Consider the following 17,760-nt stretch of genomic DNA (forward strand, 5'->3'; position numbering starts at 1 on the left):
AACGGATCTAAGTTCGTAGATCCTCCCCCGGAGGGGGAGGGGGACCGCCGCCGAAGGCGGTGGTGGAGGGGTGTGGCCGTCTCGGAGAGGGTAACACCCCTCCGTCAGCCCTGCGGGCTGCCACCTCCCCTTGCAGGGGAGGATCTGAGCGGGCTCAACCCTTCGGTCGAACCGGCTGGGCGATCAGGCAGGTGCCGTTGGGGTCGAATACCACGTCGTCGAGCGAGTGGGCCAACGCGCATTGGCCGGGTTCGACCGGTTCGCCTTCGACGGTGGCGGTGCCTTCGCGGGGGATGACGAGCAAGCAGCCGTGGTAGCGGGCGACGGTCGTGCGGTCGGGCACGCCGTCGACGCGGTCGAGGCAGAAGTACGGCCCGTTCACCAGCGGAACGTCGCCCGTCTCGGGCAGGACCAGGTGCCGCGCCATGTCGTAAGGCTCGCCTTTGGCCACGGCCATGCCTTCGTCGAGATGCAGTTCGCGCGGGCGGCCGTAGTCGTAGAGGCGGTAGGTGATGTCGGAGTTCTGCTGCACTTCGATGATGCTGACCCCGCCGCCGATCGCGTGGACGGTGTTGGCGGGGATGTAGAAGAAGTCGCCGGGCTTGACCTCATGCCAGGTCAGCATGTTCTCGATGCTGCCGTCCTGCGCGGCCCGGCGCATGGTCTCTTCGTGCAGCGGCTGGTCGAAGCCGATGCCGAGCACCGCGCCCGGCTCCGCGTCGATCACCAGCCAGCATTCCTCCTTGCCCTGGCGGCCGAGGCCTTTCGCCTCGGTTTGAGCATCGGAAGGGTGCACCTGGACCGAGAGCTTCTCCGAGGTGAAGATGTACTTCACCAGCAGTTGCGGCAGGTCCTGCGGCGGCTCGAACCAGATCTCGCCGATCCGCCTGCCGCCGCTTGCGCTGAACGGGGCGGGCAAGGTGTCCCTACCCCAGGGCTTTTCGACTGTACGGGTTTCCAGCAGCATGTCTGGCCAACGCGTCCTTAGCGCATCAGTTGCACGAGATCGGCAATCTTCACCGTCGCGAAGCCGACCGCGCTATCGGATATACCATAAGGGACCAGCAGGCGCTCGCCCACTTTCAACACGCCGCAGGTGTAGACGACGTTGGGCACATAGCCCGAACGGTCGGCATCGATCGCCGTGAGGATCGGTTCCCTGGTGCGGCCGATAACTTTGGAGGGATCGTCACGATCCAGCAGCACGCAGCCGAGGGCATACTTGCGCATCGCGCCGACGCCGTGGGTGATGACCAGCCAGCCGTCGTCACACAGCACGGGGCTGCCGCAGTTGCCGATCTGGATGAACTCCCACGGGTACTTCGGCTCCAGCAGGAGCTCGCCCTCCGAGTCCCAGCGGTCGATGCGGTCGGACTTCAGCAGGAACAGGTTCTTGCCGTCTTGCCGGCCGAGCATCGCGTACCTGCCGCCGACTTTCTCCGGAAACAGCGCCATGCCCTTGTTACGCCCGGCGCGGCCTTCGATCGGTTCGAGCAGGAAGCGCTTGAAGTCCACCGTACGCAGCAGTTCGGAGCGGATCGAGCTGCCGGAGTAGGCGGTGTAAGTGCCGATCCATTCGAAATCGCCGCCGCCGTGGTCGAAGCGGACGAGGCGCAAGTCCTCGAGCCCGCCGCGCTGCTGCTCGGTGATCGGGAAGATCACGGTGTTCGACAGGCTCGATTCCGGATTGCGGTGGACGATCACGCCCGCGTCGCTGTCGGTCAGCGAGGTGTCGTCGAGCTCCACCGAAGTGGCGAAGCTGCTCTGCGGCCAGAGCGAGAACTCGCCGTCGTCCTGGGCGATGCCCTCGCGGAAAGCGACCGAGCTGATGTGCCCTTCGCCGACTGCGCGCAGGCTCAGGATGAAGCGGCAGGCGCCTTCGCCGAGGCCGCTCTGGTCCGGGTGCGGCACGATCGACGGGTTCATCAGCGCCGCCGCGGCATAAGTGTATTCGTGGCAGAAGTAGGCCCCGATCAGCTTCCGGCGCGTGTCCGAATAGGCTGTGGGGTCGAGTTCGAGCTTCTCGGCCACTTCGGCGAAGCGGTCCTCGAACATCAACTCGGTCTGCCAGTGACGCTCGGCGAAATCGAGGTGGACGCGCCGATAGGTCTCGACCACCTCGTCTTCGCTCAGCGCGCAGATGTCTTCGACCAGCTTCTGCGCCCGTCCGCCGCGCGCGTTCTTGGCCTGCCAGCCCAGGTGGAACGGGCGCAGGACTACGCGCGAGGGATCGGCGTGAAGCCTCGTGTCAAGAATGTGCAAAGGGCTCGGCGACCCGTTGCGTTTCGCCGACAACTCTCTCTCCAGTCGAATCGCGCTGCTGCTCACGCAGCAGGCCTATCAGCGAATAGTAGGAGAGTTGAAAGGCCAGGATCGATTCCGCTCCACAATTTTCGTTGACCCCGCGCGGGGTGACGCCGTCGCGGCAGCGACCGCTGGCGAGGTCCGCCAGCACCACGCCGCGGTCGTTCGCGCCGAAGAACCAGCGCCACGCGGCCTGCGCGTGTTGTTGCCACTTCGGATCGCGGTCGGCGCGGTAAGCAGTCGCGGCGGCTTCGATGGCCGCCTGGGCTTCCAGCGGCTGCTGGTCGAACGGCAGGCGCGTGTGATCGTGACCGAACGTATCCGAACCGACCGGGCGGAAATGCCCGGCAGCCGCAATCTGCTGGCGTGCGATCCACGACAGGCTGTCGAGCCCCGCGTCGGTGAAGCGGGCTTCGCCGAGCGCCAGGCCAGCCTCTATCAGCGCCTGCGACAGCCGCGGGTTGTCGTAACCGAGCACCGCTTCGAACCAGGCCCAGTCGGGCCGGCGCTCCGCATCGAGCAGGCGGTGGAGGAAGTCCGCGCCGCCGGCCAGGAGCGTCCGCGATCCGGCATGGTCCGGCTCCTTGCGCAGCATGGCAGCGGCGCCGAGCATGGCGAACGCGATGGCGCGCGGGGAATTGAGGTCGGCGCAGTGCGGCAGCGCTGTTTCGAACCAGCGCCGAGCCCAGTAGATCATCGACTGATCGTGCGAGTGTTCGACGGTATGGCCCAGCGCCCACAGGGTGCGGCCGTTGGAGTCCTCAGAACCGAGATCCTCGCACCAGCTGCGGTCGAAGCGCATGAAGTTGCGGAAGCCGCCGGCCTCGGGGTTCCAGGCGTGCTGCACGAAGGAGGCGTAAGTCTGGCTCCACCGCTGGCGCTGGAGCGGCTCGATGCCTTCGGCCACGTTCATCAGCATCAGCGCGCGGACGTTGTCGTCGAGGCAATAGCCGTGCAAGCGGTCGGGCACGATGCCGATGGAATGCTGCAGCATGCCGGTCGAGTCGCTCATCGCCAGGACGCCGGCAATGCCGGGAGTGGCGGTGACCGGGGCCGGGCGCGGGCTGCGGGCGATGGCGCTTTCGACCAGTGCCGCGGCCCCGTCGGCGAAGCGCGGCCAGATCGTCTCGCGGCCTTTGGCATAGGCGCGGCGCTGCAAGGCGTGCAGCCGGTCGCGGTCGTCCAGCAGGCGGTTGGCGGCCGCCGCGATGGCGCTGGCGGACTGCGGTTCGACCAGTTCGCCGACCCCGTCCGCGAGCAGCTCGCGGGCGTGGAGGTAGGGTGTCGAGATCACCGCCTTGCCCAGGGCCACGGCATAGCTCAGCGTGCCCGAGGTCGACTGCTGCATGCCCGGATAGGGCGTGACGTAGATGTCGCAGGCTTCGAGCTGGTCGAGCAGTTCGTCCGTCTCCAGGAAGCGGTTGTCCCACTGCACGTGTTCGGCGACGCCGAGCTCGTCGGCGAGCGCCATCAGCCGCTCGCGGTAGGCTTCGCCTTCCTGCGCAACGAGGTTGGGATGGGTCGCGCCGACGATGCGGTAGAGCAGCTCCGGGTGGCGCTCGACGATCGCCGGCAGGGCCTCGATCGCGTTCTCCAGGCCTTTGCCCGGGCCGAGCAGGCCGAACGTCATCATCACCGTGCGGCCGGCCAGGCCGAAGCGCCGCTTGAATTCCTCCTGGCGTCCGAACGGGCGATCGGGCGCGCCGTGCGGCACGACCTGCAGGATCTCGAGCGGTGCGCCATAGCGCTCCACCAGCACGTCGCGTGCGTGATAGCTCATCACCATGATCCGGCTGGCGCGCTGGACCAGGCGTTCCAGGATATGCCGCTGCGTCGGCGAGGGCTCGAGCAGGACAGTGTGAGGGGTGAGGATCAGCGGGGCGGCGACGCGGTCGATGAAGTCGAGCACCATCTCGCCCTCGGGCCCGCCGAAGATGCCGTATTCATGCTGCAACCATACGGCGTCGACGCCGCTTTCGTTGATCGCGCGGGCTGCCCGTGCGTAGGATTCGGGATCGTCGCAAGTGATGGTGGACGCGATGTTCGCGTAGCCGAGCGGCTGGCGCGGATCGTCGAGAGCATAGACGTCGACGGCGATCTCCGGGTGGTGCTCGGCCAGCTTCTCGAAAATGTCGGTGGTGAAAGTGGCGATGCCGCACTTGCGCGGCGCGAAGTTGCCGACCAGCGCAACCCGCCGGTCCGGCGCTATGTGTGTCGGCGCCAGGGTGAAGATCGGACGGACCGATCCCCTGTTCCCAGGTGGTGCCTTCGTTTCAAGGGTGTGCGATTCCAGCATCATCGTCGTTCCCAGACAACGGTTTACACGATCGGAGCCGCAAGAGTTCCGGCACCTGACCGTGTTGTGCACTGCAGCATTAGCTATGTTGCATCGCACGAAAAATTCAAGTTCACGCCGGTAACGCCGGCGGCAGGGCGCGCGGCCAGCCGTGGCCGCCTGTCACAAATGCCGGAGTAAGACTTTGGTTTCCGGCCACTTCGCCGAGTTCGACAAATCGCCGCGCCGTTGCGGCGGTCCGTTGCTCCGATTCGACGCAGTGCAACGTGCCGAGTCGCGCGGGAGTTTTCCACAAACCTTGTTGGTGTCCTGACACGCCCGCGCTGCAGCGTGGCGCGGCGGCTATGAGCAGAGGTGAATTCGCCCGGCGTCAACTTGCCATTCACCGCGTGGAACCTACATTGACCGGGAAAGGTAGGACTCCCCTGATGAGCGACAATCGCGAGCCGGAAAACAAACCCAACCCGTGGGTGAAGAGCCTGCTGGTCTGGGGCGGTATCTTCCTTGCCCTGCTGCTGGTGGTTTCGATGTTCGGCGGGCCGCGCGAAGCGGCCGGCACCCAGATCGGCTATTCCGATTTCCGCGACCGCGTGGCTGAAGGCACGGTCGAGGAAGTGCAGATCGCGCCCGACCGGATCACCGGTACGCTCAAGAACGGGCAGGCCTTCTCCACCGTCCCGGTCGCGAACGACGCCGGCCTGACTGCGCTGCTCGAAGAGGGCGGCGTGCGCTATTCGGGCGCGCAGGAGGAGGAGATGAGCGTGCTCGCCTACATCCTCATCCAGTCCTTGCCGTTCCTGCTGATCCTCGGCGTCGCCTTCTTCGCGCTGCGCCAGGTGCAGAAGGGCGGCGGTTCGGGTGCAATGGGCTTCGGCAAGTCCAAGGCTAAAATGCTGACCGAGAAGCAGGGCCGCGTGACGTTCGACGATGTCGCCGGCATCGACGAAGCGCGAGAGGAGCTGGAGGAGATCGTCGAGTTCCTCAAGGATCCGCAGCGCTTTTCCAAGCTCGGCGGCCAGATCCCCAAGGGCGCGCTGCTGGTCGGCTCGCCCGGTACCGGCAAGACCTTGCTTGCTCGCGCGATCGCCGGCGAGGCGGGCGTGCCGTTCTTCACCATCTCCGGTTCCGACTTCGTCGAGATGTTCGTCGGCGTCGGCGCCAGCCGCGTGCGCGACATGTTCGAGCAGGCCAAGAAGAACGCGCCGTGCATCGTGTTCATCGACGAGATCGACGCCGTCGGCCGCCACCGCGGCCACGGCCTCGGCAACTCGAACGACGAGCGCGAGCAGACGCTCAACCAGTTGCTCGTCGAGATGGACGGCTTCGAAGCCAACGAAGGCATCATCATCATCGCGGCGACCAACCGGCCCGACGTGCTCGATCCGGCGCTGCTGCGCCCGGGCCGCTTCGACCGCCAGGTCGTGGTGCCGATCCCCGACATCGAAGGCCGCGAGAAGATCCTCGCCGTGCACATGAAGAAGGTGCCGCTGGCGCCCGACGTCAATCCCCGCACGATCGCGCGCGGCACGCCGGGCTTCTCCGGCGCCGACCTCGCCAACTTGGTCAACGAAGCCGCCCTGCTTGCGGCCCGCCGCAACAAGCGCCTGGTGGCGATGCAGGAGTTCGAGGACGCCAAGGACAAGGTCATGATGGGCACCGAACGCCGCAGCATGGTCATGACCGAGGACGAAAAGAAGATGACTGCCTACCACGAGGCGGGCCATGCGCTGGTCTCGGTCAACGAGCCGGCGTCCGACCCGATCCACAAGGCGACGATCATCCCGCGCGGCCGTGCGCTGGGCATGGTCATGCGCCTGCCGGAGCGGGACAACTACTCCTACCACCGCGACAAAATGCACGCCAACCTGGCGGTCAGCATGGGCGGCCGCGTGGCCGAGGAGATCATCTTCGGGTACGACAAGGTCTCCAGCGGCGCGTCGTCGGACATCAAGTACGCCACCGACCTGGCCCGCAACATGGTCACCAAGTGGGGCATGTCGGACAAGCTCGGCCCGCTGCAGTACGAAGAGCAGCAGGAAGGCTATCTCGGCATGAGTGGCAGCCACCGTACTTTCATGTCCGACGAGACCAACAAGCTGATCGACGCCGAGATCAAGACTCTGGTCGAGAACGCCCACAACCGGGCCAGGGACGTGCTCAAGACCCAGGAGGACAAGCTCCACCTGCTGGCGCAGGCGCTGCTCGAGTACGAGACGCTGACCGGCGAGGAGATCAGCCAGCTGCTCGAGAACGGCAAGATCGACCGCCCGGACGAGCCCAAGGGCCCGGCGATCGCCCGCCCGGTGCGCGGATCGTCGATCCCCAAGGCCGGCAAGCGCTTCACCGGCGAAAGCGGACCGGCGCCGCAGGGGGCGTAGCTCTCACTACCTCAACCGAAAAGGCCGCTTCGCCAGTCAGCGAAGCGGCCTTTTTCTTTGCCGGGCAATCCAGCGCCACAACGAAAAAGGGCCGCGTTGCCGCGGCCCTTCCTGGTGATCTCTGGGTGGAGGGCTTAGCCCTCGTAGTCGCCGCCGACCGAGGTCGAACGGACCGGAGCCGCAGCCGAAAGGCGCATGGCTTCGGCCGACTGGCTGAGCGAGCCGATCTCGTCGGCCTCTTCCTCGTCATCCGGCAGGACGCGCTGGAGCGACTGGACGACGCTCTCGTGCAGCTGCTTCGGCTTGACCGTTTCCTCGGCGATCTCGCGCAGGGCGACGACCGGGTTCTTGTCACGGTCACGGTCGATCGTCAGCTCTGCCCCGCCGGAGATCTCGCGCGCACGCTGGGCGGCGAGCAGGACCAGGTCGAATCGGTTGGGGATCTTGTCGACGCAATCTTCGACGGTAACGCGCGCCATAGGGCACTCCGGAAACTAGAATGAACGCATTGTGCGGAAAGGCGGCTACCTAGGGACGGAGAGCCGATAAGTCAAGGTTTCGCACCCGCGCCGCCGTGCTAAGGGAGGAGGATGGAGAGGCCCGCGACCAGCGCAGAAGCGCCCCAGCCCTATCGCGACCCGGAGCCGTTCTCCATCGAGGCCCAAGGACAGGCGCTGACGTTCTACCCCGGCGGCAAGGACCGGCTGGCCACGCTGCTGCAGCTGATCGAAGGCGCCGAACGCTCGCTGAAGCTGGCGTTCTACATCTTCGCGCCCGACGCAAGCGGGCAGCGGGTGCGCACCGCATTGACCGCCGCCGCCCGCCGCGGGGTTGCCGTATCGCTGATCGTCGACAGCTTCGGTTCCGCCACCGACGACGGGTTCTTCGCCGAGTTCGAGGCGGCGGGCGGGTGCTACTGCTGCTTCAGCCCGAAGTGGAACTTGCGCTACCTGATCCGCAACCACCAGAAGATCGTCGTGGCCGACGAGCGCGTGGCGATGCTCGGCGGGTTCAACATCGAAGACGGCTATTTCGCTCCATCGGAAGGCGACGGTTGGCACGACCTGGCGCTGACCGTCGAAGGCTCGCTGGTGGAGCGGGTGTCGCAGTGGTTCGAACAGCTCGAAGCCTGGGCCCGCGATCCCAAGGCCAAGTTCCGGACGATCCGCCGCCGGGTGCGAGACTGGGATGCGGGGCCGGGGCCGGTGCAACTGCTGATCGGCGGCCCGACGAAGGGCCTCTCCAGCTGGGCGCGTGAAGTCAGCCGCGACCTGATCCAGGGCGAGCGGCTCGACATGGTCATGGCCTACTTCTCGCCCGCGGTGCGCCTGCGGCGGCGCATCGCGCGGATCGCCGGCAAAGGGCAGACGCGTCTGATCATGGCCGCCAAGTCCGACAACGCCGCCACCATCGGCGCCGCGCGGGCGCTTTACGGCAAGCTCCTCCAGGCCGGGGCGCGGATCTGGGAGTTCCAGCCCTGCAAGCTGCACACCAAGCTGATCGTGCTCGACGACACGGTCTACCTCGGCAGCGCCAACTTCGACATGCGCAGCCTCTATCTCAACCTCGAGATCGTCGTGAGCATAGAGGACAAGGCGCTCGCCGAGCGGATGCGGGAATTCGTCACCGGCCATCTCCCCGCCTCGCTGGAGGTGACCCCGGAGCTCTACCGCCAATGGGCCACCCCCTGGAACCGCCTGCGCTGGCAGGTGAGCTGGTTCCTGGTCTCAGTGGTGGACTACACCGTCAGCCGCAAGCTCAACCTGGGGCTGTGACGGACGCCGGGGTCAGTCGATATCCAGGCTCAGCAGCGTGAAGCGGGCGGGTCCGGTGGCGTAGACGCCGTGGCTGCGCAGTCCGGCTGAGCCGAACGCCAGACCGATCCGCGCGGTGTTCTGGAGCGCGCCGGCAAAACCTGCGGGTACCGCCCGGCTGGGCTGGCCGTACACGTTGGTCCAGGCGTCGTCGAAGCGGACGGTCACCGTGTGCTCGCCCGGGCTCAGCGGGACCACCGCGCGTGCCGGCGAGTACCAGCGGTACGATGCATAGCGGCCTTTCGCGCTCCAGTTGTCGCCCGCCTGCTGGAAGTAGAGCGAGACCGTTGCCGGCTGCTTGGGCGACTCCACCGCGACGAAGCGCGTGCCCCGGGCCGCATCGATCCGGTAGCGCAAGGTGATCTGCCGTGCTCCGGCGAGGGGGCCGACCGCCGTCGTGAGCGCGTCCACCTCTCCGGCGCCGGCGGTCGGGAAGTCCATCACCAGCGATCCCCCCGGGCCGGGGCGGGGATGTGCGGGCATTCCGACCGAATAGTTCCGCCCACGCACATTGGGGCCGATCTCCCATGCTCCGGCACCGGGCATCGCGTTGAGCGAGATCGGGACGGCCGCCGCGGCGGTCGCGAGCAGGGCGAGGAGGGTGATCTTCAGTTTCATGCAGAGGTGATCGCTCAACGGCCGTGTCGCAGCCCTGAACCCGCGCGCAAGGCTGCAGAAAGCTTCTTCGCCGCCCCGACCCACGGCTCCGGCCTCAGTCGTAATCGTCCGCGTAGTCGCCGTCGGCGAGGTCGGAGAACTTGGTGATCTTGGGTTCGAAGCGCAGGCGGACTTTGCCGGTGGCGCCGTGGCGTTGCTTGGCGACGATCAGCTCGGCCAGGCCGTAGACGCGCTCCATCTCGGCGGCCCAGGCGGCGTGCTGCTCGTGGGTCTTCATGTCGTCGTTCTCGACCGGGCGCTTGGGCTCGCGGGAGGCGACGTAGTAGTCTTCGCGGAACACGAACCAGACCATGTCGGCGTCCTGCTCGATCGAGCCGGATTCGCGCAGGTCCGACAGCATCGGGCGCTTGTCCTCGCGCTGTTCGACGGCGCGGCTGAGCTGGGAGAGGGCGATCACCGGCAGCTCGAGTTCCTTGGCCAGGGTCTTGAGGCCGCGGCTGATTTCGGAGATCTCGTTGACGCGGTTGTCCTGCGCGCGCCCGCTGCCTTGCAGGAGCTGGAGGTAGTCGACCACGATCAGGCCGATGTCGTTGCGCCGCTTGAGGCGGCGGGCGCGGGTGCGCAGGGCGCCGATCGTCAGCGCCGGGGTGTCGTCGATGAACAGCGGCAGCTCGGCCAGGCGCTGGCTGGCGAAGCTGAGCTGCTGGAAGTCCTCGCGGCTGATCTTGCCCATGCGCAGCGCTTCGGAGGAGATGCCGGCCTGCTCCGCCAGGATACGCGTGGCGAGCTGGTCGGCCGACATTTCCAGGCTGAAGAAAGCGACGCCGGCGCCGATCGACTTCTCGATCCCGTCCTGCCGGTCGCGCAGCAGGCGGTCGGCGCAGTTGAAGGCGATGTTGGTGGCCAGCGAGGTTTTGCCCATGCCGGGGCGCCCGGCGAGGATGATGAGGTCCGAGTTGTGCAGGCCGCCGACTTTCTCGTTCACCGAGGTCAGGCCGGTGGTCTTGCCGGAGACGTGGCCGCCGGAGTTGATCGCCGTTTCGATCATCTCCAGCGCCTTGCTGGTGGCGCCGCGGAAGCTTTCCGCCTCGCTGCTGCCGGTCGCGCCTTCGGCCACGCGGAACAGTGCGGCTTCCGCCAGCTCGATCTGCCGCATCGGCTCGACCTCTTCCGAGGTGTCGAGCGCCCCTTCGACAAGCTCGCGGCCGACGCTGACGAGCTCGCGCAGCAGGGCGAGGTCGTAGATCTGCTGCGCCAGCTCGCGCGGGGCGAGCAGGCCTTGCCCGTCCGCCGTAAGCCGCGCGAGATAGGCCGTGCCGCCCATCTCCTTGAGGGCCTCGTCGGCCTCGAAATAGGGCTTCAGGGTCACCGGGGTGACGACCATCTGCTTGTCGAGCAGGACCAGGATCCGCTCGTAGATGCGCGAGTGGAGCGGTTCGAAGAAGTGCTCGGGCCGCAGCGGAACGACCAGTTCTTCGAGCACGCGGTTGTCGATCAGCACCGCGCCGATGAACGCCGCTTCGGCCTCCAGGTTGGCCGGCAGGGAGCGGCCCGCGGGGGCTTCGGCGGCACGGGATTCGGGGCGGAGGAGGGTCGCTTGCTCGGGCATCGGCGCGTGATGCGCCTGTCCCCTGCCAGCATCAAGGCTTGCGCGGCGTTAGTTTTCTTGGGGTGGCTGTGGATAGCGGGCACAAGCGCTGTGAGGCCTGAGGGTTGCACGCGGAGACGCGGGGGCGCGGAGTCTTTATGCGCTCGCAGAGGCGCGGAGGCGCAGAGGGATTTTGTCACGCTTTGCGTAAATCCAAAAATCTCTGCGCCTCTGCGCCTCCGCGAGCGCATCGAAGTTCGCGGCTCCGCGTGAACCCCCAACATATCCGCGCCTTGCAGTCGCCATGCTGCTCTGCAACACGCGGGACCATGGCCGACAACCGCATCGCCGAAATCGCGCTCGACGAATCGACCGTGCTCAAGCGCGCGGACGAGGTCGAGCGGGAGCGGGAGGCGGCTTTGCGGGACCTTGCGGAGGGCAGCAGCTTCGTGCCCTTGCGTGCCGCCGCGGCGGGGCATTGCGGGCCGTGGTCGCTGCACCTCTCGGTGCCGGAAGGGCGGCTGGCCCTGCGGCTGCGCGACGGGAAGGGCGCCGATGCCGGAACCATCGGCCTCGGGCTCACCCGATTCCGTCGGGTCGTGCGGGAATACTTCGCGATCTGCGATTCCTACTACAAGGCGTTGCGCAAGGCTTCGGCCCAGGAGCTGGAAACACTCGACATGGCCCGCCGCGCGATCCACGACCGGGCGACGCGGCAATTGCTCGAGGCGCTGGAGGGAAAAGTCGAAACCGACTTCGCCACGGCGCGGCGGCTCTTTACGCTGATCTGCGTGCTCCATATCAGGGGCTGACGGGCGAAAGGCGCCAGGGGGCAACACACAGGTCATGGGCAGGAAAAGGGCATTCCCCTGGCGGCGGCGATTCGCCGCGCTGCTGTTGCTTGCCCTGCTGCTCGGCGGCGGGTGGGCGTGGTGGCAGGGCCAGCACTGGCGGCCGCCGGTCGAGGACTTTCCCGCGCAGGGCGTGCTGCTCGGTGCCGGCGACGGGCTGGCCAACTTCCGCGCCTTCGCGGCGATCGGCGCGCGGTTCGTCTATTTGGAGGCGAGCGACGGCGCTGCCGCGCGCGATCCGGCGTTCGCGCGCAACTTGCGCGCGGTGCGCGATTCGGGGCTGAGCTACGGCGCGGTGCACCGCTACGATCCGTGCGTTCCGGCGGATCGCCAGGCGGCGAACTTCATTACCACGGTGCCGCGGGACGGCGGCCTGCTGCCTCCGGCGATCGCGCTCGACAAGCTGGCCGAGGATTGCCCGGACCGGGTCAGCGAAGCGGCGGTCGAAAGCGAGCTGACCACCTTCCTCAACCAGATCGAAGGCCATGCCGGCCAGCCGGCGCTGCTCAAGCTCTCGCCCGCCTTCGAGGAACGCTACGGCATTGCGGCCCGGCTCGAGCGCAACCTGTGGCTGGAGCGGGACTGGCTCGAACCCGACTACGCCGGCAGGCCGTGGACGCTGTGGACGGCCAACTCCGCTTACCGCAACGAGGCGAGCGAGGGGCCGGTGCGCTGGGTCGTGCTGCAGCCGTAAGCGGGCTGCGGGCCGGTCCTCCGTCTAAGTCCGGCCACAGCCCTTGCAGCTCGGGTCCTTGGCGATAGTCATCGTGCGCATAGCGGGGGCGAGGCCGTCGAGCACGTGGAGCCGGCCCCACTGCGGACCGCCCAGGCCCCCGCTGGGGGCGAGGAGGACGCGGATGGCTTGTAGGGCGGCGAAAGTGCCGGCCCAGCCAGACATCGCGCCGAGCATCCCGTCCTCGGCACAAGTGTCGCAGTCGTCGGCATCGAAGGCGTCGCCGACGAAGCAGCGGTAGCAGGCCTCCCCCGGCAAGTGCCCGGCGAACGCACCGACCTGGCCCTGAAAGCGCCCGACCGCCGCGCTGACCAGCGGGATGCCGGCGGCGACGCAAGCGTCAGAGACGGCAAGGCGGGTGGCGAAGTTGTCGCATCCGTCGAGCACGAGGTCGGCCCCGGCGAGCAGACCGTCGGCGTTCTCCGCCGTCAGGCGGCACGGGTGCAGGTGGACCTGAATCTCGGGATCGAACTCGTGGACCCATACGGACGCGAGTTGCGCTTTTGGATGGTATACCTCGGCCGCCTTGTAGATCGTCTGGCGCTGGAGGTTGCTGGGTTCGACCCGGTCGTCCTCGATCAGGCTCAGCGTGCCTATGCCCGCGGCGGCAAGGTACTGCAGCGCGGGGCTGCCGATACCGCCTACCCCGATCAGCGCAACGTGCGCCCGGTGCAACAGGGCCTGTCCGGCCCCGCCGATTTCCGGGAGCACGATATGGCGGGCGAAACGTTCGAGGCGGTCTGGGGGCAAGGCCATGGACGCCCTGTTGGCAGGCTGTTGGTAAGCTGTCGACAGGCCTCTGCACGCGGCACCCACCCCGCTGCGACTAGCCAGCAAGCTGGCAAGTCTCGCTCCCCTCCCGCTTGCGGGAGAGGCCGGGGGTGGGCCCGAGCTAGCTCTCCAGCTGGCGCAGGAGGCTGCGCACGTCGCCGTCCATGTCGGCGTCGCGCTTGCGCAAGTCCTCGATCAGCCGGACCGCGTGGATCACGGTCGAGTGATCGCGGCCGCCGAACTTGCGGCCGATCTCGGGGTAGCTGCGCGGGGTCAGGACTTTGGCGAGGTACATCGCCACCTGCCGCGGGCGGACTACGGCGCGGGCGCGGCGCTTGCTCGACATTTCCGAACGGTCGACGCGGTAGAACTGGCACACGGTGCGCTGGATCTCGTCGATGGTGATCCGCCGGCGGTTGGCCGAGAGGATGTCGGTCAGCTGCTCCTCGGCGAGCTGGAGCGAGACTTCCTGGCCGGTGAGCTGGGCGTAGGCGATCAGCTTGTTGAGGCCGCCGACGAGTTCGCGGACGTTGCGGTTGATCGTGCGGGCGAGGAACTCGATCACGTCGCCCGGAACCGAGAGCGGCGCAAAGCGGGTAAGCTTGGATTCGAGGATCGAGCGGCGCAGCTCGATATCGGCAGGCTGGATGTCGGCCACCAGGCCCATCGACAGGCGGCTGAGCAGGCGCGGCTCGACCCCGTCGAGCGCTTGCGGGGCGCGGTCGGCGGCGAACACCAGCCGCTTGCCTTCGGCCAGCAGCGCATCGATCGTGTAGAGCAGCTCTTCCTGCGCGCTGGCCTTGCCGATGATGAACTGAATGTCGTCCACCAGCAGCAGGTCGAAGCCGCGCAGGCGGGTCTTAAACTCCATCATCTCGTTCGAGCGCAACGCCTGGACGAACTCGATCATGAAGCGCTCGGCCGAGCAGTAGAAGATCCGGGCCCGCGGGTGCGCCTGGAGATAGGAATGGCCGATGGCGTGCAGCAGGTGCGTCTTGCCCTGGCCGGTCGCGGCCTTGAGGTAGAGCGGCGAGAACTGCGGCGTCTCCGTCTTGGCCATGCGCTCCGCCGCGTTGAAGGCGAGCACGTTGGTCGTGCCGGTGACGAACGCGGCGAAAGTCAGCGACGGGTCGAGCCCGACCGAACTGGTGAAGCCGTGCTCACCGATCGAGCCCATGGCCAGGCCGGGGCTGTCGTTGGCGGCGCGGTGGCCGAAGCCGTCCTGCCCGCGCAGATCGATGTCGGACAGCTTGCGGCGGCCCGGGTGGACCTGGATGCGCACGTGGCGCACTTCGCCGCGAGCGATCTTCCACGCCAGCGAGAGCCGGTCGTGGAAGCGGTCCTGCACCCAGTTTGCGGAGAATTCGGTCGGCAGGAACAGATCGAGCGTGCCGGTTTCCTTGCAGAAGCTGCCGAGCTGGATCGGCTTGATCCACTGCGTGTAGAGCTGGTGACCGAGGTCCTTGCGCAGTCCCTGGCTTATGTCCGCCCAATCGGCGGCCAGGTCCATTGCCTCCTGTTCCTCGATTTGTCTCACCTGCTGAATCTCCCCTTTTGCCGCCGGCACGCCGGCATGCTCACGCATTCGAATCATCGAACCGCCCCGTCTCAGCACGACCCAAGTTACGCCCCCGACGACCTGACGCCGGCAAGGCGCCGCCCCCACCGGAATCGCCCGAAAGTCGGGTCCGGAGTCTGGCAAATCGTCATCTCAAAGTGAGAGCCGAGGCATGTTCGCCGCGGCCCGTAGGCAATCAATAAGTAGCCCGCGCGTCTAAGAGCAAGGCCGGGGATGTAAAAAATGTGAAATATACCGCCTTGACTCGCTGCAACCCCGCAGGGTTGCGTTCATGTGCCTGATTTCATTGGATAAACAGGTCCAACGGCACGCGAATCGCGGTAAAACCTACAGTCTTTTCGCGGCGCTCGGCGCGCCCTTCGCAGATGCAAAAAGGGCCGGCGATTTTCGCGCCGGCCCCGTTCCGATTTCGTTCTCCGATGATGGTTCGGAGAAGCGAATCACATCGTCGCGACTCGCTTGCTTAGACGACTCATCTTGCGCGAGGCGGTGTTCTTATGGAGTACGCCACGTGCGACGCCGCGGGCGAGTTCGGGCTGGGCGGCACGCAGCGCTTCGGCCGCGACCTTCGGGTCGCCGCCGGCGATCGCCAGCTCGACACGCTTCAGGAAGCTGCGGATACGGCTGACGCGAGCGCCGTTGATCTCGGCCCGGCGGTCATTGCGACGGATGCGCTTCTTTGCTTGCGGCGTATTGGCCATGTCATTCCTCTGTCGGGCCGCATTGGCGCGCGGCCGGTAGTCCGTGTCTGTGAATCTGCGAAACTGGCGGAGTCCCGCCGGAAAGCGGCGCCCTTAGCGGGGGCAGGCCGAATCGTCAACGTCTTGTGGCGCCCGGCTGTCATCGGCGGCGAGCAGGCCGCGCCGGACGAGCTCCGCTTCCAGCCCTTCCGCGCCTTCGAACAAATGCGCGTGCCAGCCCCGCTCGCGCGCGGCGGCCACGTTGGCGGCGTTGTCGTCGATGAAGAACAGATCCTGCGGCGCGCGGCCGAAGCGGCGCTCGCAGATCTCGTAGATCCGCGGATCGGGCTTGGCCACGCACTCCTCGCCGGACACGACGATGTCGGCGAACAGCTCGAAGATCGGTTCGGTCGGGCGGAAGCCGGCGAAGAACTCCGCGCCGAAGTTGGTCAGCGCGTAAAGCGGCAATCCGGCATCGGCCACGCGCCGGACGAGAGCGTGCGTGCCCAGGATCGGCCGGTCGACGGTTTCGTTGAAGCGCGTGCGGTAGGCCTCGACGAGGTGCGCGTGGTCGGGGAACCGGGCGCTGAGCTCGGGGACCATCTCGTCCAGGGGGCGCCCGGCGTCGGTCTGGTAGTGCCATTCCTCGGTTAGGACATGGGCGAGGAACCAGTCGAGCTGCTCGGGCTTGTCGATCAGCTTTTCGAACAGGTAGCGCAAGTTCCAGTCGAACAGCACGCGGCCGATGTCGAACACGACGGCGCTCGGTGATTCGCTCATGCCCTGCCCTTCGGATCCGGCCGCCGTAAACGGCACCGGCCCGCGTCCCCGTATGGGAAGCGAGCCGGAAACGAGCCTTGGGGCGGCCATGGCAGCCCCGGCGAACGCCTGGATTAGCCCTGGCGCGCCTTGAAGCGGCGGTTGGTCTTATTGATCACGTAAGTCCGGCCGCGGCGGCGGATCACGCGGTTGTCGCGGTGACGGTTCTTCAGCGACTTGAGGCTGTTGCGGATCTTCATGGTCGGTGTTTCCAAAAAATGCGGCACCGGAAATGGCTTCCGATGCCCCGAAATCTCAAGGGCGCGCCGTTACGGACGCAGGCATGGCGAGTCAAGTGCGGGAGCGGATTTCGCCGAGCTTGCGCTCCCACTGCAGCGCGTGGCCGACGATCGTTTCCAGGTCGTCGTGCCGCGGCACCCACGGCAGCGTCGCCTTTATACGCGCGTTGTCGGAGACGAGCGAATCCGGATCGCCCGCGCGGCGCCCTTCGATGCGCCGCTCGATCGTCAGGTTGGTCACCCGATCGACGGCATCGAGCACCTCGAGCACGGAGAAGCCGCGGCCATAGCCGCAGTTCATCGTCAGCGATCGCTCTGGCTCGGCGATCAGCGCCTCCAGCGCCAGCACGTGGGCCGCGGCGAGGTCGGAAACGTGGATATAGTCGCGCACCCCGGTACCGTCCGGCGTGCCGTAATCCGTGCCGTAGACGGCGACATGGCCGCGCTTGCCCAGCGCCGCCTCAACCGCGACCTTGATCAGGTGGGTGGCGCCTGCCGTCGACTGCCCGCTGCGCCCCTGCGGATCGGCGCCGGCGACGTTGAAGTAGCGCAGCGCGCAGTAGTTCAGCGGATGGGCGAAGGCGGTGTCGGCCAGCATCCGCTCGGTCATCAGCTTCGACCAGCCGTAAGGGTTGATCGGGCTCTGCGGCGTGTCCTCCGAAACAGGGGAGACCTCCGGGATGCCGTAAGTCGCCGCCGTCGAGCTGAAGATGAAATGCGGCGCCCCGGCGGCCACGGCCGCCGCGATCAGCGCGCGGCTCTTCACCGTGTTGTTGTGGTAGTACTTCAGCGGGTTCTCGACCGATTCCGGCACCACGATCGAACCGGCGAAGTGCATGATCGCGCGGGTGCCCTGCTCGGCGAAGATCCGCGCCAGCAGTTCGCCGTCCTCGATGTCGCCCTGGTAGAAGGGCACATCGTCGGGCACCGCGAAGCGAAAGCCGGTGGTGAGGTTGTCGATCACCGCCACCGGCCAGCCAGCGTCGAGCAGGGCGAGCACGGCGTGGCTGCCGATATAACCGGCGCCGCCGGTGACGAGCACGGGAACTTTGTCTGTCATCGCGGGGGGAATTAGCACGGGAGCCGGGCG

At 67.2% G+C, this 17,760-nt stretch carries 16 protein-coding genes; 4 read left to right on the forward strand and 12 right to left on the reverse strand.

The features are described from left to right. Positions 1–154: 154 nt before the first annotated feature. From GRI75_RS02780 to GRI75_RS02790, 3 genes are read right to left on the reverse strand one after another with little or no spacing between them, the layout of a single operon-like run. Positions 155–967: a class I mannose-6-phosphate isomerase gene (locus GRI75_RS02780; RefSeq protein WP_160745391.1), complete on the reverse strand. Its 813-nt coding sequence runs from the start codon at positions 965–967 to the stop codon at positions 155–157. A 17-nt stretch (positions 968–984) separates the two neighbouring features. Beyond that, positions 985–2,262, reverse strand: a complete 1,278-nt coding sequence (locus tag GRI75_RS02785) for a glycoside hydrolase family 130 protein (protein WP_160745392.1) — start codon at positions 2,260–2,262, stop codon at positions 985–987. Beyond that, positions 2,249–4,600 (reverse strand): glycosyltransferase, encoded by a 2,352-nt coding sequence (locus GRI75_RS02790; RefSeq protein ID WP_160745532.1) that lies wholly within the window; start codon positions 4,598–4,600, stop codon positions 2,249–2,251. Before GRI75_RS02790 ends, GRI75_RS02785 begins: the two co-directional genes overlap by 14 nt. Positions 4,601–5,028: 428 nt before the next feature. Here GRI75_RS02790 and ftsH point away from each other — a divergent pair, with 428 nt between their 5' ends. After that, positions 5,029–6,978, forward strand: a complete 1,950-nt coding sequence (gene ftsH / locus GRI75_RS02795; RefSeq protein WP_160745393.1) for an ATP-dependent zinc metalloprotease FtsH — start codon at positions 5,029–5,031, stop codon at positions 6,976–6,978. 134 nt (positions 6,979–7,112) lie between these two features. Here ftsH and rpoZ read toward each other — a convergent pair whose 3' ends face one another. Beyond that, complete coding sequence (gene rpoZ, locus GRI75_RS02800) at positions 7,113–7,457, reverse strand: DNA-directed RNA polymerase subunit omega (protein WP_160745394.1); 345 nt, start codon at positions 7,455–7,457, stop codon at positions 7,113–7,115. 111 nt (positions 7,458–7,568) lie between these two features. Here rpoZ and GRI75_RS02805 point away from each other — a divergent pair, with 111 nt between their 5' ends. Beyond that, positions 7,569–8,753, forward strand: coding sequence for a phospholipase D-like domain-containing protein (locus GRI75_RS02805; RefSeq protein WP_160745395.1), 1,185 nt, complete (start codon positions 7,569–7,571; stop codon positions 8,751–8,753). A 12-nt stretch (positions 8,754–8,765) separates the two neighbouring features. Here GRI75_RS02805 and GRI75_RS02810 read toward each other — a convergent pair whose 3' ends face one another. Then, complete coding sequence (locus tag GRI75_RS02810; RefSeq protein ID WP_160745396.1) at positions 8,766–9,410, reverse strand: hypothetical protein; 645 nt, start codon at positions 9,408–9,410, stop codon at positions 8,766–8,768. Positions 9,411–9,504: 94 nt separating this feature from the next. Further along, entirely contained in the window at positions 9,505–11,019 is a 1,515-nt protein-coding gene (locus tag GRI75_RS02815) for a replicative DNA helicase (RefSeq protein ID WP_160745397.1), read from the reverse strand. A 308-nt stretch (positions 11,020–11,327) separates the two neighbouring features. On the opposite strand from GRI75_RS02815, the gene GRI75_RS02820 reads away from it, so the two are divergent. Together GRI75_RS02820 and GRI75_RS02825 are read left to right on the forward strand one after the other, a co-directional pair. Continuing rightward, complete coding sequence (locus GRI75_RS02820) at positions 11,328–11,810, forward strand: UPF0262 family protein (RefSeq protein WP_160745398.1); 483 nt, start codon at positions 11,328–11,330, stop codon at positions 11,808–11,810. Between the two features lie 34 nt (positions 11,811–11,844). After that, complete coding sequence (locus tag GRI75_RS02825; RefSeq protein WP_160745399.1) at positions 11,845–12,543, forward strand: glycoside hydrolase family 25 protein; 699 nt, start codon at positions 11,845–11,847, stop codon at positions 12,541–12,543. A 24-nt stretch (positions 12,544–12,567) separates the two neighbouring features. Here the strand turns inward: GRI75_RS02825 and GRI75_RS02830 are convergent, their stop codons facing one another. The 6 genes from GRI75_RS02830 to galE all read right to left on the reverse strand — a co-directional run bounded on the left by GRI75_RS02830 (position 12,568) and on the right by galE (position 17,730). Then, on the reverse strand, positions 12,568–13,338 hold the full coding sequence (locus GRI75_RS02830; RefSeq protein WP_202389533.1) for a HesA/MoeB/ThiF family protein: 771 nt from the start codon (positions 13,336–13,338) through the stop codon (positions 12,568–12,570). A gap of 136 nt (positions 13,339–13,474) precedes the next feature. Then, on the reverse strand, positions 13,475–14,938 hold the full coding sequence (gene dnaA, locus GRI75_RS02835; RefSeq protein WP_160745400.1) for a chromosomal replication initiator protein DnaA: 1,464 nt from the start codon (positions 14,936–14,938) through the stop codon (positions 13,475–13,477). A gap of 434 nt (positions 14,939–15,372) precedes the next feature. Beyond that, on the reverse strand, positions 15,373–15,633 hold the full coding sequence (gene rpsT / locus GRI75_RS02840; protein WP_160745401.1) for a 30S ribosomal protein S20: 261 nt from the start codon (positions 15,631–15,633) through the stop codon (positions 15,373–15,375). Between the two features lie 93 nt (positions 15,634–15,726). Beyond that, complete coding sequence (locus GRI75_RS02845) at positions 15,727–16,392, reverse strand: HAD family hydrolase (RefSeq protein ID WP_160745402.1); 666 nt, start codon at positions 16,390–16,392, stop codon at positions 15,727–15,729. 113 nt (positions 16,393–16,505) lie between these two features. Beyond that, a complete protein-coding gene (gene ykgO, locus GRI75_RS02850) occupies positions 16,506–16,631 on the reverse strand; it encodes a type B 50S ribosomal protein L36 (RefSeq protein ID WP_066763420.1) in 126 nt (41 codons plus the stop codon). 91 nt (positions 16,632–16,722) lie between these two features. Next, a complete protein-coding gene (galE, locus tag GRI75_RS02855; RefSeq protein WP_160745403.1) occupies positions 16,723–17,730 on the reverse strand; it encodes a UDP-glucose 4-epimerase GalE in 1,008 nt (335 codons plus the stop codon). Between the last annotated feature and the right edge of the window lie 30 nt (positions 17,731–17,760).

Origin of the sequence: Croceibacterium soli (genome assembly GCF_009828065.1) — a bacterium.
GTDB lineage: Bacteria > Pseudomonadota > Alphaproteobacteria > Sphingomonadales > Sphingomonadaceae > Croceibacterium_B > Croceibacterium_B soli.